The organism is Streptomyces sp. S4.7 (assembly GCF_010384365.1).
GTDB lineage: Bacteria > Actinomycetota > Actinomycetes > Streptomycetales > Streptomycetaceae > Streptomyces.
The window spans coordinates 6,341,593-6,364,230 of record NZ_CP048397.1; the positions used below are offsets into that span (position 1 = coordinate 6,341,593).

Below are 22,638 nucleotides of genomic sequence, written 5' to 3' on the forward strand. Positions count from 1 at the left end.
GGCCGGCCGGGCCCGTGGGATGGGGCTCGTGGAGGCCCAACTCGTCGTGCACGAGCGGTATCTCGTCCACGGCGACCGGATCGCCCGTACTCCCGAGAGCCCACTCGACCTGGAGTCGCCGGCCTCTTCCCCGCCCGCCTCCGCGTGCTCGTCGTGCGCCGCCGGCGGCTTCTCGGCCGCGTCGGGGTCGATGCTCGCGCCGACTCCGTACGCGGTGCCGAACGTCGCGACGATCGCGGCGGCGAAGGCGGTGATCCTGAGTCCCGTGTTCATCGGGGTCTCCTTCGTGAGGGGCCACGGCGGCCGACATCCTCTACATACCCTCCAGGGGTATGTAGTCAAGTCGGGGTCCTGTCTGCGTCGAATACCTGGGGCAGGTATGCGGGCCCGGTCCGCACGCCGGTCCGGCGGCGCCGCGACACGCGTCGTGCCGGCACCGCGACAATTGGCTGGCGCGCCCGGCGGGGGAGCGGCTAGATTCCCTCCTGTTCCCGACGGACCGATCGGGTCCTGTCAGCCGTGTGTGATCCAGGAGGTGTGTACCGATGACTGTCTCTGCGCTGGGCCCTGCCCGCGATCAGCTGATCGTTCATGTCACCTCCGTGGTCTCCGGCTGACCTTCCTTTTCTCCGCGCCCCGTCGGCGCGCGTGCCGGGACCGCCCTTGTGAAGGGTTTCCCGTTGTCTCTCTCCACCGCCTCTCCTGAGGCATCCTCCGCTTCGCATCCGCTCGCCCCGTACGGCTGGGACGAGGGCTGGGAGACGGAGTTCACCCCGTACGCCGCGCAGGGCCTGCTGCCGGGCCGCGTCGTCCGGGTCGACCGGGGGCTGTGCGATGTCGTCACGCCCGGCGGCACGGTACGGGCCGACACCGAGTTCGTCGTGCCGCGCGACCCGCTGAAGGTCGTGTGCACCGGGGACTGGGTCGCCGTCGACCCCGGCGGTGATCCGCGGTACGTGCGGACGCTGCTGCCGCGCCGCACCGCTTTCGTCCGCTCCACCTCGTCCAAGCGCTCCGAGGGGCAGATCCTCGCGGCCAACGTCGACCACGCGATCATCGCCGTCCCGCTCGCGGTCGAACTCGACCTCGGGCGCATCGAGCGGTTCCTCGCCCTGGCCTGGGAGAGCGGCGCGCAGCCGCTCGTGGTGCTCACCAAGTCCGACCTCGTACCGGACCCGACCGGACTGTCGTACCTCGTCGACGACGTCGAGACCACGGCGCCGGGCGTGCAGGTCCTCCCGGTCAGCGCGGCGACGGGGGAGGGCGTCGACGTGCTGACCGCCGTCGTCTGCGGGAGCACGAGCGTGCTGCTCGGCGTCTCGGGCGCCGGCAAGTCGACCCTCGCCAACGCCCTGCTCGGCGAGGACGTCATGGAGGTCCAAGCCACCCGTGACGTGGACGGCAAGGGCCGGCACACCACGACCACCCGCAATCTCCTCGTGCTGCCGGGCGGCGGCGTACTCATCGACACTCCCGGGCTCCGGGGCGTCGGGCTGTGGGACGCCGGGCAGGGCGTGGGGCAGGTCTTCGCCGAGATCGAGGAACTGGCCGAGGAGTGCAGGTTCCACGACTGCGCCCACGGCAGGGAGCCGGGCTGCGCCGTGCTCGCCGCGCTGGAGGACGGCTCGCTGTCCGAGCGGCGGCTGGAGAGCTACCGCAAGCTGCTGCGGGAGAACCAGCGCATCGTCGCCAAGACCGACGCCCGGCTGCGTGCCGAGATCCGCCGGGACTGGCGGCTCAAGGGCGCGGAGGGCCGCGCGGCGATGGAGGCCAAGCGGGGGCGTATCCGGTAGACGCGGCCGGCAGGCGCGTCCGCGAGGGCCGGGCTTCGAGCGGGAGGCCCGGCCCTCCACCTCCATGTCCGAATCCCGCGAGTGCCGTACTCGGGGGGCGGCGCACACTGGAGGCTGTGATGGACGAAGAGACCAGGTACGAGGCGGTGGCCAGCCGCGACGCGCGGTTCGACGGCGCGTTCTTCTTCGCCGTCGAGACCACCGGCATCTACTGCCGGCCGAGTTGTCCGGCGGTCACCCCGAAGCGCGAGAACGTCCGCTTCTACCCCACCGCCGCCGCGGCCCAGGGCAACGGCTTCCGCGCCTGCCGCCGGTGCCGGCCCGACGCCGTGCCCGGATCGGCGGAGTGGAACGTACGGGCCGACGTCGTCGGCCGCGCCATGCGCATGATCGGCGACGGAGTCGTGGACCGCGAGGGCGTCCCCGGCCTCGCCGGGCGGCTCGGCTACAGCGCCAGGCAGGTCCAGCGCCAGCTCACCGCCGAACTCGGCGCCGGCCCCGTCGCCCTCGCCCGCGCGCAGCGCGCGCACACCGCGCGGACACTGCTCCAGACCACCGTCCTGCCGGTCACCGAGATCGCCTTCGCCGCCGGGTTCGCGAGCGTGCGGCAGTTCAACGACACGATCCGGCGGATCTACGCCCGCACCCCGAGCGGCCTGCGCGCCGAGTCCGGCACCGGAGGCGCACCGGCGACCCCCGCCGCGCCCGCACTCGCCGGCATCCCGCTGCGGCTCGCGTACCGGGGCGCCTACGCGGCGCGCGCCATGTTCGACCAGCTCGCCGACGAGGCCCTGACCTCCGTCGAGGAGGTGATCGGCCGACCGGGCGCCCGTACCTACCGGCGTACGCTGCGCCTGCCGCACGGCCCCGGAGTCGTCTCGGTGGACGAAGCGCCGCCGTCCACCGGCGCCCCGCGCCCCGGCTGGCTGGAGGCCCGGATCCACCTCACGGACCTGCGTGACCTCACCACCGCCGTACAACGGCTGCGGCGCCTGCTCGACCTTGACGCCGATCCGTACGCCGTGGACGAACGCCTCGGTGCCGACCCGCTCCTCGCGCCCCTCGTCGCGGCCCGCCCCGGGCTTCGGGCGCCGGGCACCGCCGACCCGGCGGAGTACGCGCTCCGCGTGCACCTGGGAGGGGCCGAGGCGCGGCGGCTCGTCGCGGCGTTCGGGGACCCGGTCGAGCGCCCGTGCGGCACCCTCACCCGCCTCTTCCCCGCACCGGCGGCCCTGGTGGACGACCCGGTGGCCGGTCCGCTCGCCACCGCCCTCGCCGACGGCACCGTACGGCTCGACAGCGGGGCGAGCCGCGAGGAGGCCGAACGGGCGCTGCTCACCGTGCCCGGCGTGAGCGCCCGGACGGCGGCGCTGATCCGGATGCGCGGCCTGGGTGATCCCGACGTGGCACCGGACGGCGGGTCCGGTGACGCGGCGTGGCGGCCGTGGCGTTCGTACGCGGTACGGCACCTGCTCCTGGGGCTGCCCGCCCCCGCGATCAGCCGGTCTCCTCCAGCCCCCAACTGTGAATCTTCCGTGGATGGATCCGGATCAGTTCTTCACTGAAGTGCGGACCCAACTCGTGCGGACCGGTGAGGAGTTCGGCCTCGCCCCGGATGTCCACACCCCGCACCTTCCACGGCTTGAGGCTGACGATGTCGTCCACCACCAGTGCCACCCGCGGGTTCGACCGCAGGTTCCGCCACTTCTTGGTGGTGCCCAGCGCGTACCCGCCGACCAGGATCGTGCCGTCCGCCTGCGGGAAGAAACCCACCGGGTTGGCCTGCGGCTGACCCTTCGGGTCGACGGTGGCCAGCCGGCCCAGCCGCTGGGAGGAGAGGTACGAGCGCTCGGCCTCGCTGAATTCGGTCATGACTCCAGCCTCACACGCCCTGGGTGCTCCCGCCGCTCCCGGTCTTCCGCACGCGCTCGCGTCTCAAGCGGAGGGCCGGGCGACGGAGTCCGGCCGGAGAGCGGAATGGAATCGGCCGGTGGTGCAGCGGTTGCTCCCCACCTGGCCCTATTTCTTCCCCCATGATCATCACGGCCTCCTGATTCGCGCTGTGGGCAGTAGGCCAACTCCCCTAAACTGGCCAAGCTTTGGCATGATCCTTCACCTGGATGCGGCAGCACTTGATGTGCGGAAGTCCACCGGTGTACCCGCCCGTGCCCCCTCGAACCCCTAGGACCCTTTTTCCGTGACCTCTCCCTCAGAACCCGCCCTTGCGCTCGGCGCCGTGACCGTGGTCATGGCTGTCGTCGCACTGCTGCTGGCGCTCTCCCGTCGCAAACAGACGCGACGGTGCAGAGAAATGGACGCGGCGCTGAAGAGCGCCGAATCCCGCACGCGGGAAGCCGAAACCCGCACGCGCTTCGCCGAATCCCATACGCGGGACGCCGAGGCCCGTGAGGAGCGGTTCCGCGCCGAGGTGACCCACCTCGTCTCCGCCCGGCTTCCGGCCGTCCCGCTCCATCTGATCAGCTCTCACCACCCCGTACCCGGGCTGCTCAACGCAGGGGAGGCGGGACCCGAGGACGCGGAACTCCTCGACTCCGTACTCACCCGCGTCTCGGAGATGGTCCTGAAGGAGCGTCGTCGCGTGGACGCCGCCGCCAGGGCCGCCCTGCGCGGCGCGAGCCAGGACTCGCAGGCCCTGTCGTACCGGCTGCAGTCGGAACTCGACGCCCTGCAGAGGGAGTTCACCGGGTCACGGCATCTGACGCACAGGATGCTCGCCGCCGACCACCTCAACGAGCAGAACCTGCGCCTCATCCAGCGCACCGCCATCGTGTGCGGCGCGTGGCCGGGGCACGTCCGCAAGGACACCTACGTCGCCGAGATCGTCACGGGCGCCTCTTCCCGGCTCCGCGGCTTCGACCGGATCAAGATCAACTCGCGGATAGCCTCCAACGTCGGGATCGTCGGCCGTGCCGCCGAGCCCGTCGCCGTGGCCTGCGCCGAGCTGATGGCCAATGCCCTGGAGCACTCCCGTGACGACCTCGCGGTGGACGTCGGCCTGATCCAGAGCGGAAACGGCAACGTCTGCATCACGGTTGACGACGCGGGCAAGGGGATGACCGCGGAGGCGGCCACCCGCGGTGCGCGCCTGGTGTCGGCCGACACGCACGATGTCATGCTGACCGAGCTCGGCGACCCGCCGTCCCAGGGTTTCGCCGCCATCGGCCGTCTCGTCGCCGACTACGGCTTCCATGTCTCCATCGACCATTCGTCTCCCTATGGCGGGGTGCGCGCTGTGGTGACCATTCCCCCGAACCTGCTCGCCTCGATCGACGAGGAAGCCGAGCCCCCTTCTGCCATGGCTCCCCAGGCGGCCGTCGCACCGAAGGCGGAGAGGCGGCCCACTTCCGTCCCCGAGACCCCGGTGGACGACGAGAAGCCGCGAACTCCCGTACCGGACAGTGCGGACGGTCTGCCGCAGCGTCGCCGCCGTGGCCCCGCGGCCCCCGGCGCAGGACTAGCCGCTCCCACGTACCGCGCCCCGGATCCGGAGCGGTCCCTCAGAGCCTGGAGTGAATTCCAGGACGGCCTTGAAAGCGGCCGAACCGGTACTGATTTGGAGGAAACGCAGTGACCATGCCCCACGGCGAAAACGAGACCTGGTACCTGGCCCCCATCACCGAGATCCCAGGTGTCCACCACGCCTTGCTGATGACCCTCGACGGGATGGTCCAGGCCAGGTCCGAGAACCTCTCGGCCGACGACGCGGACGGCGTGGCCGCGATGACCTCCGCACTGCACGCCGCCTCCCGTGCCGCCGTGATCCCGGCGCTGGGGGCCGCGGCGGACACCCCCATCGAGACCGTCACGGTGAAGGTGGCCGAGGGCACCTACATGGTCATGCCGGCCGGTGCCAACACGCTGATCGCCGCCGCGGGCGACGATTCGATGCACATGGGTGTGGTCGTCCACATGATGGCGCGTCAGGCGAAGAAGCTGGGTGAGCAGCACATGTCCGTCTCGGCGCGCACCCATGACGGCGCGTCATGAGCCGCGGTCAGCATCAACGGCGGCTGCTTCCGGCGTATCTGGCGACCGGAGGCGGCGGCGGTGCCCCGTTACCCACCACCCTCGACACGCTGACGGCGCTGCGGGCCAGTGGCCATCCGTTCTCCTCGTACCACACGTCGGTGCACCGCCGTGTGGTCGAGCTGGTGACGGACGGTTCCCTCACCGCCGTCGAGATAGCCGCGTATCTCGCGCTGCCGGCCAGTGTCGGTCTGATGCTCGCCGAACAGCTCGTCAGTGACGGCTTGTTAAACGCCAGCGTGCCGATACCGGAAGCTCTCGCCCCCTCGCGCGCCGGACGGCCGTCGATGCAACTCATGGAAGAGGTGCTGAGTGGACTCCAATCGCTCCGTGTCGCCTAACCCGCGTCCCGTGTACCTCCCCGAGGGGGAGCACCAGAGGGTCAAGATCCTTGTCGCGGGTCCCCTCGGCGTCGGCAAGACGACCGCGATCAAGACGCTTTCACAGATTCCCACGCTGCACACCGACGAAGTCATGACGGACGCGGCGGCCGACGCCGACGACGTCAGCCTCGTCGGTCTGCGGGACAAGAAGACCACCACGGTGGCCATCGACTTCGGTCGAATGACCCTGCCGGGCGACCGGATCGTCCTGTACCTGTACGGAACTCCGGGGCAGCGCAGGTTCCTTCCGCTGTGGGAGGGCATCGCCTTCGGCGCCCTCGGCGCGCTCGTCCTGGTGGACACCCGGCGTCTCGACGAGTCCTTCGAAGTGATGGATCTTATCGAGGAGCGCGGTTTGCCGTACGCCGTGGCAGTCAATACCTTCCCTGACTCACCCGATTACGATCTGGAGATCGTCCGCAAGAAGCTGGACCTCGCCCCGGACACCCCGCTCGTCACCTGTGATGCCCGCGAGATGAACAGCAGTCTCAGCGCACTCATCGCACTGACCGCCCATTCCATATCCTCGGCCGGAGTCGGAGCCTCGTGAGTATCACACCACTGGACGTCACCGCTGTGCCCCTGCACGGGCCGGAACACGCGGCCGATCCCCAGCGCAGCTATGAACTGCTGCGCCGCCAGGGGCCGGTCGGCGTCGCCGAGATCTCCCCCGGTGTCCTCGTCCACCTCGTCACCGACTACCAGGCGGCGCTCGGGCTCCTGCAGGACACGGAGACCTGGTCCAAGGACACCCGTAAGTGGCTGCCGCAGGTTCCGGAGAGCAGCCCGATCCGGCCGATGGTGGAGTGGCGGCCCAGTCTCTTCTTCGCCGACGGTGAGGAGCACGCGCACCTGCGCAAGGTGATCACGGACAGTTTCGCCCTCCTGGACCCCAACGACGTACGGGTTCTGACGTTCCGTTTCGCCGACCGGCTCCTGCAGGACTTCGCGGACGCCGGGACCGTCGACCTCGTCAGCCAGTACGCGCAGCAGTTGCCGTTGATGGTGTTCAACGCCCTGTTCGGCATGGAGGACGAACACGGTCCCCGGCTCGTGGGGGCGCTCGCGGCGATGATGGACACCGACCCCGAACGCAAGGCGTCCGGCGCCCAGTTGTTCGGCGGCTATCTGCAGACCCTCTATCAGGCCAAGGCCGAGAAGCGCGGCCACGACCTGACCTCCTGGTTCATCGACCACCCCAACGGGCTGAACCAGGAAGAGGTGATGAACCAGATCATCATCATCTTCGGTGCGGGGAACGAGCCGACGGCCAACCTCATCGCGAACACCTGCGTCCGGATGCTGAGCGACGACCGGTACTTCGGCACGCTCACCACCGGAAGCCTGCCCGTCCAGCACGCCATCGACGAGGCGCTGTGGCACGACTCGCCGCTCGCCAACTACAGCTTCCACTTCCCCAAGGAGGACGTCACCTTCCACGGCACGCGCATCCCCGCCCACTCCCCGGTCATGGTCTCGTACGCCGCCGCCAACACCTGCCCCCACTCGGGGGTTCCGGCCGACGGCTACCGCTCGGGAACCAAGGCACACCTGGCGTTCGCCGCCGGGCCGCACGCCTGCCCGGCACGTGATCTCGCCCTGCTGATCGCGACGGCCGCGATCGAACGACTCGCCAGCTACCTGCCGGACATCGAACTGGCCGTAGCGCCCGATCAGTTGACATACCGCGACGGGCCCGTCCACCGGACGCTCACGTCGCTCCCCGCCCGGTTCACTCCGCTGACTCCCGACGCCAAGGGCATCACCCCTTGGAGCCGCAGCTCCGCCGGCCCGCGGACAGTCACCGGGGCGTCCTCGACAGCAGGCGACCGTATGTCGGTGACAACTTCCTGACCTGCCCTCCCATGCCGTGTCGCGGTGGTGCCGTCGGCCAAGGACCCGCACCACCGTGACACCCGCGGGAAAGCCGGTGTCCTGGCCGCGTCCTCTGCCCGAACGGAACCACCATGACGGTTCTCGACCGAAAGGGGATCAACCACCGATGGCAACCACATGTCCCGCCGCCAGTCCACCGGACCTGATGTCCGTACGGCACCAGGTGAGCGCGGCCCTGACCACATTCCTCGACGCCAAGGAGGAGGCGGCGCCGGGGACCGAACTGCTCTATCTGACCTCCACCTTGCGCGCGTTCCTCACCGGCGGGAAACGGCTGCGATCCGTGCTGTGCGTCTACGGGTGGCACGCCGCCGGCGGGGACGGAGAGATGACGGCCGCCATCCGCGCGGCCGCGAGCCTCGAACTCTTCCAGGTCTTCGCCCTCGTGCACGACGACGTGATGGATGACAGCGATGTCCGACGCGGCCGGCCCTCCGCGCACCGCGCGCTGGCCGCCGCGTACACCGACAACGGCGGTCCCCACGGGCGTGCCGCCGCGCACGGGCTGGGCGCCGCCGTCCTCCTCGGAGACCTGGCACTCGTGTGGTCCGACGAATTCCTCCATACGGCGGGCCTCGACCCGAGCAGGCTCGCCCAAGTGCTGCCGCTGGTGGCCGAGATGCGCAGCGAAGTGATGTACGGCCAGCTCCTGGACCTGCAGACCACCGGCCGGCTGACCGGCGATGTCGAAACGGCGCTGCACGTCATCCGGTACAAGACCGCCAAGTACACCGTGGAACGCCCTCTTCACATAGGAGCGGCGGTGGCCGGAGCCCCGCCGGCCGTGCTCGACGCCTGCACCGCGTTCGGCGTCCCACTGGGAGAAGCGTTTCAGCTGCGGGACGACCTGCTCGGAGTGTTCGGCGATCCCGCGGAGACCGGCAAGCCGGTACTGGACGACCTGCGCGAGGGGAAGGCCACCGTACTGATGGCCCTCGCCGTCCAGCGAGCCTCCGCCACCGAGCGCGGGACCCTGCGCGGCCTCGTCGGCCGGAGCGACCTCGACGAGGACCAGGCCGCCGAGATACGGACCATCCTCGACTCCACCGGCGCCCGGCAGAGCGTGGAAGAGAAGATCACCGCCCGCCGCGACGAGGCCCTCGCCGCACTGGACGAGGCGCCCTTCCCGGAAGAGACCACCGGCCGGTTGCGCGAGATCGCCCTGGCCGCCACGGAGCGGCGGACATGACCGCCCGCCCGTCCACCGTCACCGCAACCGTGAGGTCGAACGAACCCGTGAACGACACGGTCGCGAACGCGACCTACCCCGAACAGGCCGCCCGACTGGTGGCCGGCATCGACCAGGACCCGTGGGGCAGCGTCCGCCCCTCCCTGTACGAGACCGCGCGGGTCGTCTCGGCGGCCCCCTGGCTGTCCGGCGAACAGCGCCGGATCGCGTATCTGCTCAACGCGCAGGCACCCGATGGGAGTTGGGGTGAAGGGCCGGAGCGCTACCGGCTGCTGCCGACCCTCAGCGCCGTGGAAGCCGCACTGGCGCTCCTGGGACGGGGAGGCATGTCCGAGGAGACGACCCGGCGCCTCACCACCGCGGTCGACAGCGGTCTCGCCGCGCTGCGCGCGCTGCCCTCGGCAGGACCCTGGCCCGACACCGCCGCGGCCGAGATCCTCGTCCCCGGCCTCGTCGCGAAGATCCACGAGCGGCTCACCCACGTCGGAGACGACCGGACACCGGTCGTCGGCGACTGGCGTCCGGGGCCGGCGCCCGCGCTTCCCGGAGGCTACGACCAGTCCGTGCCCGGGTACCTGGCCAGGCGGTACGCCTCGGCGGGCAGCCTCCCCGTCAAGCTGCACCACACCTTCGAAGGCGTGGCCGGGTACATACCAGGGGCGCTCATACCCGACGGGCCGGACCTGCTGGGCAGTTCACCGGCCGCCACCGCCGCCCGGGCCGCGGTCTCGCACGAGCCCTCCGCCGGGACCGTCGCGGCCCTCGAAGCCGTGGCGGAACGCTACTCGGGCCTCTTCCCCGAGGCGGCCCCGATCCTTGTCTTCGAGCGCCTGTGGGTCGCCGCCGCGCTGGCCGGTGTCGATCTGCCCCCCACCAGTGTGCCCACCGTCCGCGCCTGGGCCACCGACCTCTACGACCCCCGGGGAGTGCGCGGCGCACCCGGACTCATGACGGACGCCGACGACACCGCCATGGCCGTGCTGGTGTCCTCACTGGTCGGCCTGGACCACACCCCCGAGCCGCTCGACCTGTTCCACAACGGCAGTCACTACGACTGCTACATAGGCGAGGACACCGGATCGGTCACCGCCAACGCCCACGCGCTCCACGCGCTCGGCAGCTATCTGCGCCACCACCCCGAGGCACAGCACACCTACGGTCCCCGGGCGGACAAGCTGAGCGACTGGCTCGTCGGGCAGCAGCGGCCCGAAGGACCGTGGCCCGACAAATGGCACGCCTCGCCCTACTACGCCACCGCGCGGTGTGTGGCCGCGCTCTCGCGCCACGGCGGAGACCGGGCGGCCACCGCCGTCGGGACAGCCGTGGCCTGGACCCTCGACACCCAGCGCGACGACGGCTCCTGGGGGATCTGGGGCGGCACCACGGAGGAGACCGCGTACGCCGCGCGGATCCTGCTGGCGACAGCCGATCCGCGGCCCCGGCACCTGCGCGCCCTGGACCTCGCCGAGACGTATCTGAACGAAGGGGCCGGCTCCGGCGAGCACCCCGCTCTGTGGCACGACAAGACCCTTTACGCGCCCGGCGCCATGATCGAGGCCGAAGTCCTCGCCGTGCGGGAACTGTTGCGCACACGGCACGGCACTGCCTGGCCGGGCGCCGGACGACCGCATCCAACGACGCGGGAAGGTAGGACAGACACGTGACGACCAGCAGATACGTTCCGCCGATCGCGCCGGGGAAGCTGCCGCTCATCGGACACGCCGTACCCCTGATCAAGGACCGCCTCGCCTTCATCCAGAGTCTGCGCGCGCACGGCCCCATCGTCCGCATCACCGTCGGCCCGAAGACGATGACGGTGGTCAACTCGACCGAGCTGATCCACAAGATGCTCACCAGCCAGTCCGACGAGTTCACCAAGGGACTGCTCTTCGAGAAGCTCAAACTCTTCGGCAAGGACGCCCTGCCCGTCGCCGAGGGCAAGCCCCATCTGCGCCGCCGCCGCATGATGCAGCCGGCCTTCCACCGCGAGCAGATCGCCGGTTACGTCAACACCATGCGGGAGACCGTGCAGCCGTACATCGCGGGCTGGGACGGCGGAACCCCGATCGACATGAAGACCGAGATGCAGCTCATGACACAGGGCGTCGTCATGTCCGCCCTGTTCTCCGCGGCGCCCCGGCGCGAACCCGCCCACACGATCCTCAACAGCGTCGACACGGTCTTCAGGACCGCGCTCCAGCGCGCCCTGTTGCCCATCTCCGCCCTCGAACGGCTGCCCACCCGGCGCAACCGGAAGGCGCGGGACGCCGGCAGCGCGCTGCGTACCGCGGTCGCCGAGATCATCGCGGAACACCGCGCCAACCCCGGGGCGTACGACGACGTCGTCTCGCTGCTTTTGACCGCGAGGGACGAGACCGGCGCGGCGCTGCCCGACGACGAGATCCTCTCGGAGGTCACCGGACTGCTCGCCGCGGGCTCCGAGACCACCGCGGTCGTCCTCGCCTGGCTCTTCCACGAGCTGGGCCGCAACCCGGACCTGGAACGCCGGCTCCACGAGGAGGTCGACCCCGTCCTCGCCGAAGGCCCGATCACCGCCGACCGCGTCCCCCGGCTCGCCTTCACCCGCAGGCTCGTCAGCGAGACCCTGCGGCTGTACAGCCCCGCGTGGCTCGTGACCCGGCAGGCCATCTCGGACGTGCGACTGGGCGAGTTCAGCCTGCCGGCCGGCACGGACGTGATCTGGAGCGCCTACGCGCTGCACCGGGACCCCGACATCTACCCCGACCCGCTGCGCTTCGACCCCGACCGCTGGCTCCCGGAGCGTCCCCAGCCGCCGAAGGGCGCCTTCATTCCCTTCGGTTCCGGCAAACGCATGTGCATGGGGGACGCGTTCGCCTGGACGGAGGCGACCATCATCACGGCGATGGTCGCCTCCCGCTGGCGGCTCCGGCCGACACCGGGCACCGTACGTCCGGTCGGCGCGATCACCACGCACCCGTCGTCGCTTCACATGGTCCCCGAACTCAGGCACCACGCCGTCACGGGGAGGGCCCGGTGAACGACTCGACGCGCACGAAGGCGCCCGCCCTTCCGATGCCCGACCTGCGGGACTCCTTCCCCGGTCCCTTCCCGGCGAGCGCGCACGCCGACGACATCGAGCGCCACGCCACCGAGTGGCTCGGGACGTACCCGCTCGTCGCCTCGGAGCGCAAACTGGGCGCCCTGGCCAACATCACCGGCCAGGGGATGGCCCGCACCTTCCCGGCCGCCGGGCGGACCGACCTCTTTCTCTGCGCCGACCTCTTCCTGTGGCTCACCGCGTTCGACGACGCGCACGGCGAAGCAGCGGGAGCCCGCGATCCGGCGCGTCTGGTCCGCACGACCGGTGAGTACGTCCACCTCCTCGCCGGCCACGACGAACCGCCGGGCAGTCCGGGTCCCTTCGGCGCCGCGCTGGGCGACCTGCTGGCCCGGTTCGCGCAACGGGCCACTCCCACGCAGTACTTGCGGCTCACCGCACATCTGCGGGACAACCTCCTGGGCATCCTCTGGGAGGCGCACCACATCGACAGCCCGGCCCACGTCACCCTGTCCGACTACCTGGCGATGCGTCCGCACACCGTCTTCGTGCGGACCCTCATGGTCACGGCGGAGATCGCACTCGGCCACGAACTGACCGAACGGGACCGGTCCTCGGAGTCGGCCCGGGAACTCCGGACGGCTGTCGCGGACCTCGCCGGCTGGATCAACGACCTCGCCTCGTACGCGAAGGAGACCGCCCACGACGGACCGACCACCCTCAACCTGCCGTCGCTGCTGATGCGAGAGCACGGGTGCGACCTCGAAGAGGCGTTCCGGCTGGCCTCCCGCATGTGCGAACAGCAGGCCGCCGTCGCGTCCGCCCGGATCGCCGAACTGACCGTCGTCGAAGGCCCGTTGTCCGCGCACGCAGGAGCCCTCAAGTCCATCGCGTCCTCCTACGTCTGGCACATCGACCACTCCCGGTACCAGATCTAGGTCCTGTCCGGCCGGACCGGGCCGTGCTCGACAGCGATCAAGGCGCGACCCGGTCCCGCTACACTCCGCCCTGAACGCACAGGCTTTCCGGGGGAGCCCAACATGCTGCGAGTCGATCTCCGTGGACGGGAGCTGGCCCGGCTGCGCGTGGCGGACGGAGCCGACGCTCTGTGGGAGGCCGCGCTCAGCCTCCACCTGCTCCAGAACCAGCACGTCCCGCCGGCCTTCGCTCCCTGGCGGCGCGAGGTCCGCTCGGCCCTGGAACGCGCCGGACTGGCCTCCGCTGTAAGGGAATTGATGCTGCTGTGCCCGTCGGCCGAGTACTTCCCCGACTTCCTGACGCCCGGCCGCGGCGAGCTGGAAATCGATGTCGGTGTGGACCGGCTGCTGTCGACTCCCCGCCGCCGCCTGGTCGCCGATCTCGCACGACTCTACGCGCGCAGACGTGGACCGGTCCCGGCCACCGTACGGCGGCTGTCCGAGGGTGAAACGGAGGCGCTGCGCCGGCTCGGGACTACGCTGCGGCGGTACTACTCGCTCGCCGTGGCGCCGTACCTGCCCGCCATCCGCGCGCAGGCCGCGGCCGACCGGTCCCGCCGCGCGGAGGCGGCGCTGACCGGGGGAGCGGAGGGACTGGTGGCCAGCTACGAGGAGATGCCCGGCTGGCGCTGCGAGGAGGGCATCCTGCGCACGCCGTATCCGGTCAGCCGCGAACTCCGGCTGTACGGGCAGACGTTGACGCTGATTCCGGGTTTCTTCTGCGTCGGTACACCGCTGGCTCTCGTCGACGACGAGCTTCCCCCGGTGCTGGTCCACCCGCTGTCCCCCGCGCCCGGCTGGCTGTTCCGCCATCGGCAAGGTGAGGTGACGCCACCCGTCGCCCAGCTGATCGGCACCTCGCGCGCCCGGCTGCTCGAACTGCTCGACCGGCCGATGACGACGACGGGTCTGGCGGGGGCGCTGCGGATGGCCCCCTCGACGGCGAGCCGGCATGCCTCCGTACTCCGCGAGGCGGGCCTGCTCACCTCGCACCGGCACGGCAACCGGATGATGCACCACCGCACCCAGCTGGGCACCGCCCTGCTGGACGGCCCCGCCCCCTGAGGCGGTGGTGCATCAACTACGGCTGGGAGATCAGCAGTTGGGCACGCCCGGCAGCCACGCGTCCGAGACGTCGATGAAGATGTTCGAGATGTAGCCGCCGTAGTCCGGCAGATACGACCAGGCGTCGTTGCTGTACCCCTGGTAGTTGACCAGCTCGCCACGCTTCTGGCACTGGACCTTGACCGTTGTCGGTCCCGCCAGACTGGCCACCTGCGCCGAGGTGGTCGTCGCCGCCTGACGGATGCTCACGCCGGTGCCCCACGTCGGGAACGAGGTGCCGGGGCCCGGGTCACCGCCGCCGCCGTTGACCAGCGACATGTAGTAGGTCCAGTTCCAGTTGGCGCCGGGGTCGGTGTGGTCGTTGCCCGGTACCTCGCTGTGGCCGACGATGCCCGCGCGGGTGCGCGGAATGCCGTACTTCGCGGTGAGGTGACGGGTCAGCGCGGCCGACGAGCGGTACATCGAGTCGGTGAACCAGGACGGGTCGGCGACGAAGCCCTCGTGCTCGATGCCGATGGAGCTGGCGTTCGCGGAACGCGCGTGCCAGGCCGTGTTGGCGTCCCGGACCATCTGGGTGACCTGGCCGTCCGAGGAGCGGATCACATAGTGCGCGCTGACCTGCGCGGACGGGTTCTGGAACCAGCTGATGGAGCCGGCGTACGACCCCTGGGTGACATGGACGACGACCTGGTTGATCGCCGCCGTACGGCCGGTCTGGTAGTTCGACGTGCTCGCCGGGACCCAGAGCGCGGGCCCGTAGTCGTCGCTCAGCACGCCGAAGTCCGAGGCGATGCTCGCGTACTTGCCGCGGTCGGGCGTCACCTTGCGCGCCTCGACGAGGATCTGCTCGTTGCCGGCGGCCTGGGCGCGCAGGCCCTTGTTCAGCAGGTCGTACGCGGTGTCCGCGTACAGCCGCGCCGTCCGGTCGTTCGCCGCCGCGCCGTACTCGGCGGCGACGGGGTACCACTCGGCGAGCGAGTCGCGGTCGGTGGCGTCCAGACCCTGTTCGTCGGCGACGGCGCGCAGGACGGCGGCGCCACCGCGGATGTTGGCCGCCGTGTCCTTCTTGAGGTCCGCCACGGACTCACCGGTGAGCTTCGCGGCCCGCTCCAGCGTCTTGTGCTTCGGCTGGCTGACCAGGTGCATCACACCGTAGCCGTTCGCCTGACTCGGTCTGCCGCCGTGGCCGTCGAGGTGCGTCTCGCCGTATCCGACGGCGACGAGCAGGTCACGGGGCACGTCGAACTCGGTGGCGGCCTTCTCGAACGCGGTGTTCATCGCGCCGGAGCCGGCTTCGGTGCCGGCGCCACCGGGGTACGGCGCGGCCGTCGCCGGCTGGCCGGCGAGGGCCAGCGACGCGGCGACCACGCTGCCGAGGAGCGCGGCCCGGCCGCGCTTCCAGCCTGTCTTGCCTGTCATCAAGGTCATCGATCTGCTCTCCGCTCAGTGGTGCGCGGGTCCGGGACCTGTGCGCACAAGTGGGGGCAAGGCGGGGTGAGGAGCTGTCAACTCCTGGGGTATACAGGTGACTTGAGGAGTGGTGCCGGGTGGGGGCTGTGGGGGTGGGGCAGGCGGGACGTACTCTGCCGCACCGGCGGCACCGACGCCATGATGGAGCGCCGACTTGTCAGGAGCAAGACATTTCATCTCCGACGAAACGCGCTGTCCAGTCGTTGTGGGACGGTGCGCCCGTCGCTACTTTTGCCGGGTCTCGCAGCGGTCGCCGGCCCGCCCGCCGATCGGCTGCTTCCCCCACACCCGGGAGCATTCGTGACCCGTCTCAGACGCCTATCGACCACATTCGCCGGTGTGCTCCTCGTACTAGTCGGGATGCTGACGGTACCCGCTGCGGCGGCCGAAGCGGCCGAAGCGGGCACCTCCGACACGGCCGCCGAGGCGGCGGGCCCCAACTTCAAGGCGCCCTACCCGTGCGGGCAGCGGTGGACCTACAGCCACCACTCCGCCGAGGTCCGCCGTGCGCTCGACTTCGTACGGGCCGACGGCGGCACCACCAACGGCACTCCGGCCCTCGCGTCGGCCGCCGGTACGGCGACCCGGCACAGCCAGCCGAGCGGCGCGGGCAACTACATCTCCATCGACCACGGCGGCGGCTGGAAGACGTACTACTTCCACCTCGGCTCCTTCTCGGTGGCCAGCGGACAGTTCGTCAACCAGGGCCAGCAGATCGGCACCACGGGCTCCAGCGGCAACTCCTCGGGCCCCCACCTGCACTACGAGCAGCTGCTCAACGGCGTCGGACAGAACATCGTCATCAACGGTGGCGGCCTGCCCTACCCCGGCAGCTACAACCAGCACTTCCTCACCAGCGACAACGGCTGCGGCGGCGGAGGCGGCGGTACCCCCTTCACCACCTGGGGCACCGATGTCAGCGTCCGCGCCGACGCCCGGCTGAACGCGGCCGTCGTGACCCGGCTGGCAGGCCCCACGAACGTCCACGTCGTGTGCCAGAAGCAGGGCGACACCGTGAACGCCGAGGGTTACACCAACAACTGGTGGAGCAAGCTGCGCGACCAGGGCGGCTTCATGTCGAACATCTACATCGACCATCCGGCCGCCCAACTCCCCGGCGTGCCGCTCTGCTGACAGGTACATCCGCGCACGGGCGCGACCGGCGGCTCAGGAGGGCGGCGCCCACCGAGCCGCCGGACCGCTCGCCCCCGACCGCCCGGACCCGCAGGACCGGCCGGTCGCCGGGTACTTCACGGACGCGGCGCCCCGTTCAGCCCCAGACCAGCACGCCCAGCCACGTACCCGCCACGAGCAGGCAGCAGAACAGTTCGACCAGTACCGGAACGCCCGCCGAGCGCATCACCGCGCGCGTCGAGGCCCAGCCGTCGCGGTGGCTGCCCAGCCGTACCCGTTCGACCGCGTAGATCCCCCCGACGAACGCCGGCGCCGTGCCCACCACCGGCACCACGAAGAAGCCCACGATCCCGGCCAGCCCGCCCGCCAGCAGAGTGCGCCGGCGGGTGCCGGTCTCGCGTGTGCGGCGGGACGGCAGCAGGGGTCTGAGCGCCTGGTTGAGCAGCAGCAGCGCCGTGGCGGCGATCAGTAGCGCCCAGGCCGTCACCGAGGTGTCGCTCAGCGCCCACCAGACCACGGCGGCCCAGACGATGGCGGGCCCCGGCACCCCCGGAATCAGCACACCGAGGACGCCCAGCAGCATGACCAGACCCACCAGCACGAGCTGCCACACGTCCATCTGCCAAGAGTGCAGGATCCCGCCCGGAGTGGCACGCGGACGATTCGCCCCCCGTGTCCTCACTCCCGCAGGTCGCGGGCCACCCAGCCCTTCTCGTACGCGTGCCAGCCCAGCTGGAGCCGCGTCGTCACGCCCGCCAGCTCCATCAGGGCCTTCACCCGGCGCTGCACGGTCCGCAGCCCCAGATCGAGCTGCTTGGCGACGCTCGCGTCCGTCATCCCCGCGAGCAGCAGGGACAGCACCTCCAGATCGGTCTCGCCCGGCCCCTCGGCCGCGTCCTCCACGACCGCCGCCCCGTCCCCGCCGGGGACCAGCCGCAGCGGCAGCGCGTCGCGCCACACCGCCTCGAAGAGCCCCGACAGTGACTCCAGCAGCCCGCTCGAGTGGACGACCAGGGCCGCGGGCTCCGCGTCGCCCCCCGTCAACGGCACCATCGCCAGGGCGCGGTCGGCGATCACCAGCTTGGTCGGTACCCGGTCGACCACCCGTACCTGCTCGTCACGGCCGAGCGCCGCCGACAGCTCGGTGATCCCGTCCGGCAGCGACAGCACCTCGCGCTCGATCACCACGCGGTAGCGGACACCGCGCGTCACCACCCGCTCCTCGGACTCGTTGTCGACACCCGTCACCACCACGGGCCTGCCGGTGACCAGCGCCCGTATCTCCTCCGTCGCCCCCAGCTGGAGCTGGTGGAAACGGTGCGCCACCGCGCTGGCGCCCGTCACCACCTCGACCAGATCGTGCACGGCGGGACCCGCCGACTCGGCGCGGTACTCCTCCGCGAGCAGTACGGCGGCCAGCTCGGCCCGCTCCAGCTCGTGGCGCTGCTGGGTGAGCAGCGCGCCCAGCGCCACGGCGGGCGGCGCGGCCACCCAGCGCCCGGTGCGGGCCGACGACTGCGCGGCCAGTCCGTGCTGCTCCAGCCGGCGCAGCGCGCGCTCGGTGTCCTGCTCGGGCATCGCGAGCCGATGCGCCAGATCGGCCGCGTCGGCGGCGCCGAGCGCCACCAGCGCGCGGTACGCCGATTCCTGTCTCTCGTCGAGACCTATCGCTCCCAGCACCCCTGCACCCCTCCCCGGACGGACGTTCAAACCCGGCGGGGCGTGGCGGATACCGGCCACGGCGTAAACCCGCCGCGCACATCATCCCCGTACCACGCGTCACTCTGCCAATGTGGCGACATTGCGGGATCGGCAGACGTCAGGGATATGCCCGGGTCGCGTCGGTGCGTGTCCGCCCCCCGTACGGCGGATCCTCGTATGCCGGATAAGCTGACTACCCGGACGTTCCCGTCGAACCCCGACGAGTCGCTACGATTCGAATCGGCGTACGGTTGACACCGAGGCCGGTCTCCGGCCCCGAATCCTGGTCGGCGCACCTGGTGCGTTCCGGCCTGCCGAACGTCCGCCGGGCGTCCTTCCCGTGGGGGGTGGGGTCGCCCGGCGGACTTGGGCCGCGCGGTCGTGACGTCATCGCGCCACGCCTCCTACTTTTTCGGGGTGTCCCGTTTTCTGACGCCTCGTGCGGTCGACAATAGGAGCATGAGCCAGCAGGGGGACCGGCCCGCCACCACCGACGACTGGTGGGGCCGGCTGTACGACGAGTCCGCACCCGACACCGGTCCGGCCGAGGCGCCGGACGACACGATCGAGGACCGTTTCGACTCGGCGGCGGACACGCTCGGCGCCGAGGGCGCCGCGGACGCGACCACACGGGCGGGGTACGGGCGGGCGGTCGACGCGATCGGTGTGGACGACGAGGAGGACGCGGGCGACGAGGACGAGGACATGGACGTGGGAGCCGCCGCCGGCGGCGGGCCCGTCTCGCGGCCGATGGCCTGGTGGGAGGCGCGCGGCGCCTACCCGGTGATCCAGGCGCCCGCGCCCGGACCGGCGTCACCGCCCACGACCGTCGACAGGCCGGGGGCGGCCCCCGCGCCCCCGCCCGCGCAGGCTCCGGCGCCCGGCCCCGTCGCGCCGGCCCCTCTCACACCCCGGCCACGGGCACCGTGGGAGCCGCCGCCCGCCGCGTTCGATCCCGGCCCCGCCGGACCGCTGCCGGACGCCGCCGATCCGGCGCCGCCGCCGGTCACCACCCCGGTCCGGACCCCGGCCCCGGATCCGCGCGCCGCCGCCCCCGAGCCGCCGGTTCCTCCCCGGCCCGCGCCCAAGCCCGCCCCCGCTCCCGCCGCCCCTGTCACCCACGTCGGCGACGGGCCGCCCACCTACGACGACGAACCCACCGCGCTGCCCGCCGCCGAAGCCGAGGAACTCGGCCAACTCGTCGCCGACACCGTGCTCGACGGTGCCCGGTACGGCACGTACACCCTGCGCGCCGCCTCCATGCGCGGCGATTCGGCGCGCTACCGGGGCGAGCCCCGCAGGGACGCGCTGCTCACCGCCCGCTTCGGCGCCGGCGCGAGCGCCCTCGTCCTGGTCGCCGTTGCCACCGGCGCGCGCGCCACCGAGGGCGCCCACCTGTCCGCCGCCGACGCCTGCCGCTGGATCGGCGGCGCGGTCGGCCGCAGTTGCGACCGGCTCGCCGAGGACATAAGAGCGGGCCGCCGCGGCGACCTGAAATCCGGACTGCACCGGCTCACCGACCGTACGTACGGCAAGCTGCGCGCCCGCGCGGCCGAGTTGGGACGCGAACCGGAGGACTACACCGCGAGCCTGCGCTGTCTGCTGCTCTCCGCCGACCCCGAGTGCCGGACCCGCGTCTTCTTCGGCGTCGGCGGCGGCGGGCTCTTCCGGCTCAGGGACGGCGCCTGGCAGGACCTGGAGCCGCTCCTCCCCGAACCGGCCGACATCAGGGGCGAGCCGGTCCTCGGTTTCGGCTCCCCCCGGTCCGACGCCGAAGAACAGACGCCCGAGGGTGACCGCCTCACGATGGATCTGGAGATCACCAAGCCTCCGGGACCGGTTGTCGAGGATCCCGTTCCGCCGCCTCCGGAGCCGTTCCGCTTCCGGGCCTCGGTCGCCCGTCCGGGCGACACACTGCTGCTGACCAGCGTCGGGCTCGCCGAGCCGCTGCGCGGTGAACCGGCCCTGGGCGACGAGCTGGCCGCGCGCTGGGCGTCCGCCGAGCCGCCGGGGCTCGCCGAGTACCTGTCGGACGTCCGGCTGCGGGTGAAGGGTTACGCCGACGACCGTACGGCCGTGGCGGTCTGGGAGGCGTAACCGCGCGGGGCGTGGGTTGATGGACACCGGGTCTCGGAGGGGACCCCGGTCCGCGTCCCGCCGGCCCGGCATCCCCCGACAGCAGAAGGGCGCTTCCATGGCCAGGCAGAACGTGGCGGAGCAGTTCGTCGACATCCTCGCCCGCGCGGGCGTGCGGCGCCTGTACGGAGTCGTCGGCGACAGCCTCAACCCCGTCGTCGACGCCATCCGGCGCAACGCCGCCATCGACTGGGTGCAGGTCAGGCACGAGGAGGCGGCGGCCTTCGCGGCGGGCGCCGAGGCCCAGATCACCGGCAAGCTCGCCGCCTGCGCCGGCTCCTGCGGGCCCGGCAATCTGCACCTGATCAACGGGCTGTACGACGCGCACCGCTCGATGGCCCCGGTCCTGGCGCTCGCCTCGCACATCCCCACCGCGGAGATCGGCCTCGGATACTTCCAGGAGACGCACCCCGAGCGATTGTTCGAGGAGTGCAGCCACTACAACGAGATGATCTCCAGTCCCGAGCAGATGCCCCGGCTCGTCCAGACGGCCATCCAGCACGCGGTCGGCCGGGGTGGTGTGAGCGTGGTGACGCTGCCCGGCGACATCGCGTCGCGGCCGGCCCCGACGAAGGCGATCGAGCACGCCCTGGTGACGTCCCGGCCGACGGTGCGACCCGGGGACCTGGAGATCGACAAGCTGGTCGACATGATCGACGACGCGGACCGGGTCACGCTCTTCTGCGGCAGCGGTACGGCGGGGGCGCACGCGGAGGTCATGGAGTTCGCCGAGCGGATCAAGTCCCCGATCGGCCACGCCCTGCGCGGCAAGGAGTGGATCCAGTACGACAACAGGTTCGACGTCGGTATGAGCGGACTGCTCGGTTACGGCGCCGCCTACGAGGCCACCCACGAGTGCGATCTGCTCATCCTGCTCGGCACCGACTTCCCGTACAACGCCTTCCTGCCCGACGGCACCGACGTCAAGATCGTCCAGGTCGACGTCCGGCCCGAACGCCTCGGCCGCCGCTCCCAGCTGGACCTCGCCGTCTGGGGCGACGTACGCGAGACGCTGCGCTGTCTGACGCCCCGGGTGCGGATGAAGAGCGACCGCCGGTTCCTGGACAAGATGCTCAAGAAGCACGCCGACGCGCTCGAAGGCGTCGTCAAGGCGTACACCCGCAAGGTCGACAAGCACGTCCCGATCCACCCCGAGTACGTCGCGTCCGTGCTGGACGAAGTGGCCGACGACGACGCGGTGTTCACCGTGGACACCGGCATGTGCAACGTCTGGGCGGCCCGCTATCTGTCGCCCAACGGCCGCCGCCGGGTGATCGGTTCGTTCAGCCACGGGTCGATGGCCAACGCCATGGTGCAGGCCGTCGGCGCGCAGTTCGTGGACCGGGAGCGCCAGGTCGTCTCGATGTCCGGCGACGGCGGATTCACCATGCTGATGGGTGACTTCCTCACTCTCGTGCAGTACGAACTCCCCGTGAAGATCGTCCTGTTCAACAACTCCGCGCTCGGCATGGTCGAGCTGGAGATGCTGGTGGCCGGTCTGCCCTCGTACGGCACCACCAACCGCAACCCCGACTTCGCCGCCGTCGCCCGCGCCGCCGGGGCGTTCGGGGTCAGGGTGGAGAAGCCCAAGCAACTCGCGGGCGCGCTCAAGGACGCCTTCAAGCACAAGGGCCCGGCCCTGGTGGACGTGGTCACCGACCCGAACGCCCTGTCCATGCCGCCGAAGATCAGCGCCGACATGGTCCAGGGCTTCGCGCTCTCGGCCGGGAAGATCGTGCTGGACGGAGGGGTGGGCCGCATGGTCCAGATGGCGCGCTCCAACCTGCGCAACCTGCCGCGGCCCTGA

The 22,638-nt window shown here is 71.3% G+C and carries 19 protein-coding genes; 15 read left to right on the top strand and 4 right to left on the bottom strand.

Annotated elements, in window-relative coordinates; genetic code table 11:
- The first annotated feature begins 680 nt into the window (after nt 1–680).
- Both rsgA and SSPS47_RS28305 read left to right on the top strand, forming a co-directional pair.
- Nucleotides 681–1,793 carry a ribosome small subunit-dependent GTPase A gene (gene rsgA, locus SSPS47_RS28300; RefSeq protein WP_164253417.1) on the top strand — a complete coding sequence of 371 codons (1,113 nt, stop codon included), beginning with the start codon at nt 681–683 and terminating at the stop codon, nt 1,791–1,793.
- 119 nt (nt 1,794–1,912) lie between these two features.
- The gene (locus SSPS47_RS28305; RefSeq protein WP_164253418.1) at nt 1,913–3,358 is read left to right on the top strand and encodes an AlkA N-terminal domain-containing protein; all 1,446 of its coding nucleotides are present in this window, start codon (nt 1,913–1,915) and stop codon (nt 3,356–3,358) included.
- Here the strand turns inward: SSPS47_RS28305 and SSPS47_RS28310 are convergent.
- On the bottom strand, nt 3,291–3,665 hold the full coding sequence (locus tag SSPS47_RS28310) for a PPOX class F420-dependent oxidoreductase (protein ID WP_164253419.1): 375 nt from the start codon (nt 3,663–3,665) through the stop codon (nt 3,291–3,293). The genes SSPS47_RS28305 and SSPS47_RS28310 overlap by 68 nt on opposite strands.
- Nucleotides 3,666–3,990: 325 nt before the next feature.
- Between SSPS47_RS28310 and SSPS47_RS28315 the strand changes: the two genes are divergently transcribed.
- From SSPS47_RS28315 to SSPS47_RS28360, 10 genes are all read left to right on the top strand, one after another.
- Complete coding sequence (locus SSPS47_RS28315; protein WP_164253420.1) at nt 3,991–5,385, top strand: ATP-binding protein; 1,395 nt, start codon at nt 3,991–3,993, stop codon at nt 5,383–5,385.
- Nucleotides 5,386–5,387: 2 nt separating this feature from the next.
- A complete protein-coding gene (locus SSPS47_RS28320) occupies nt 5,388–5,801 on the top strand; it encodes a roadblock/LC7 domain-containing protein (protein WP_164253421.1) in 414 nt (137 codons plus the stop codon).
- On the top strand, nt 5,798–6,181 hold the full coding sequence (locus tag SSPS47_RS28325) for a DUF742 domain-containing protein (RefSeq protein ID WP_164253422.1): 384 nt from the start codon (nt 5,798–5,800) through the stop codon (nt 6,179–6,181). The genes SSPS47_RS28320 and SSPS47_RS28325 overlap by 4 nt, the downstream gene beginning before the upstream one ends.
- Before the next feature lie 10 nt (nt 6,182–6,191).
- Complete coding sequence (locus SSPS47_RS28330) at nt 6,192–6,773, top strand: ATP/GTP-binding protein (protein WP_147875026.1); 582 nt, start codon at nt 6,192–6,194, stop codon at nt 6,771–6,773.
- Complete coding sequence (locus tag SSPS47_RS28335) at nt 6,770–8,077, top strand: cytochrome P450 (RefSeq protein ID WP_164253423.1); 1,308 nt, start codon at nt 6,770–6,772, stop codon at nt 8,075–8,077. Before SSPS47_RS28330 ends, SSPS47_RS28335 begins: the two co-directional genes overlap by 4 nt.
- Before the next feature lie 148 nt (nt 8,078–8,225).
- On the top strand, nt 8,226–9,308 hold the full coding sequence (locus tag SSPS47_RS28340; protein ID WP_164253424.1) for a polyprenyl synthetase family protein: 1,083 nt from the start codon (nt 8,226–8,228) through the stop codon (nt 9,306–9,308).
- Nucleotides 9,305–10,972, top strand: coding sequence for a prenyltransferase/squalene oxidase repeat-containing protein (locus SSPS47_RS36065; protein WP_164253425.1), 1,668 nt, complete (start codon nt 9,305–9,307; stop codon nt 10,970–10,972). The genes SSPS47_RS28340 and SSPS47_RS36065 overlap by 4 nt, the downstream gene beginning before the upstream one ends.
- On the top strand, nt 10,969–12,327 hold the full coding sequence (locus tag SSPS47_RS28350) for a cytochrome P450 (RefSeq protein ID WP_164253426.1): 1,359 nt from the start codon (nt 10,969–10,971) through the stop codon (nt 12,325–12,327). Before SSPS47_RS36065 ends, SSPS47_RS28350 begins: the two co-directional genes overlap by 4 nt.
- The gene (locus SSPS47_RS28355) at nt 12,324–13,286 is read left to right on the top strand and encodes a terpene synthase family protein (protein WP_164253427.1); all 963 of its coding nucleotides are present in this window, start codon (nt 12,324–12,326) and stop codon (nt 13,284–13,286) included. Before SSPS47_RS28350 ends, SSPS47_RS28355 begins: the two co-directional genes overlap by 4 nt.
- 102 nt (nt 13,287–13,388) lie before the next feature.
- Nucleotides 13,389–14,390: a helix-turn-helix domain-containing protein gene (locus SSPS47_RS28360; RefSeq protein ID WP_164253428.1), complete on the top strand. Its 1,002-nt coding sequence runs from the start codon at nt 13,389–13,391 to the stop codon at nt 14,388–14,390.
- Between the two features lie 30 nt (nt 14,391–14,420).
- On the opposite strand, the gene SSPS47_RS28365 is transcribed toward SSPS47_RS28360, so the two are convergent.
- Nucleotides 14,421–15,809 (bottom strand): N-acetylmuramoyl-L-alanine amidase, encoded by a 1,389-nt coding sequence (locus tag SSPS47_RS28365; protein WP_164253429.1) that lies wholly within the window; start codon nt 15,807–15,809, stop codon nt 14,421–14,423.
- Between the two features lie 411 nt (nt 15,810–16,220).
- On the opposite strand from SSPS47_RS28365, the gene SSPS47_RS28370 reads away from it, so the two are divergent.
- On the top strand, nt 16,221–16,994 hold the full coding sequence (locus tag SSPS47_RS28370; RefSeq protein WP_164255104.1) for a M23 family metallopeptidase: 774 nt from the start codon (nt 16,221–16,223) through the stop codon (nt 16,992–16,994).
- A 136-nt stretch (nt 16,995–17,130) separates the two neighbouring features.
- Here SSPS47_RS28370 and SSPS47_RS28375 read toward each other — a convergent pair whose 3' ends face one another.
- Both SSPS47_RS28375 and SSPS47_RS28380 read right to left on the bottom strand, forming a co-directional pair.
- Nucleotides 17,131–17,613, bottom strand: a complete 483-nt coding sequence (locus SSPS47_RS28375) for a DUF456 domain-containing protein (protein ID WP_203557943.1) — start codon at nt 17,611–17,613, stop codon at nt 17,131–17,133.
- 59 nt (nt 17,614–17,672) lie between these two features.
- Nucleotides 17,673–18,674, bottom strand: a complete 1,002-nt coding sequence (locus SSPS47_RS28380) for a LuxR family transcriptional regulator (protein WP_164253430.1) — start codon at nt 18,672–18,674, stop codon at nt 17,673–17,675.
- A 480-nt stretch (nt 18,675–19,154) separates the two neighbouring features.
- Between SSPS47_RS28380 and SSPS47_RS28385 the strand changes: the two genes are divergently transcribed.
- On the top strand, nt 19,155–20,792 hold the full coding sequence (locus tag SSPS47_RS28385) for a protein phosphatase 2C domain-containing protein (RefSeq protein ID WP_164253431.1): 1,638 nt from the start codon (nt 19,155–19,157) through the stop codon (nt 20,790–20,792).
- A 97-nt stretch (nt 20,793–20,889) separates the two neighbouring features.
- Nucleotides 20,890–22,638 (top strand): pyruvate dehydrogenase, encoded by a 1,749-nt coding sequence (locus SSPS47_RS28390; protein ID WP_147875015.1) that lies wholly within the window; start codon nt 20,890–20,892, stop codon nt 22,636–22,638.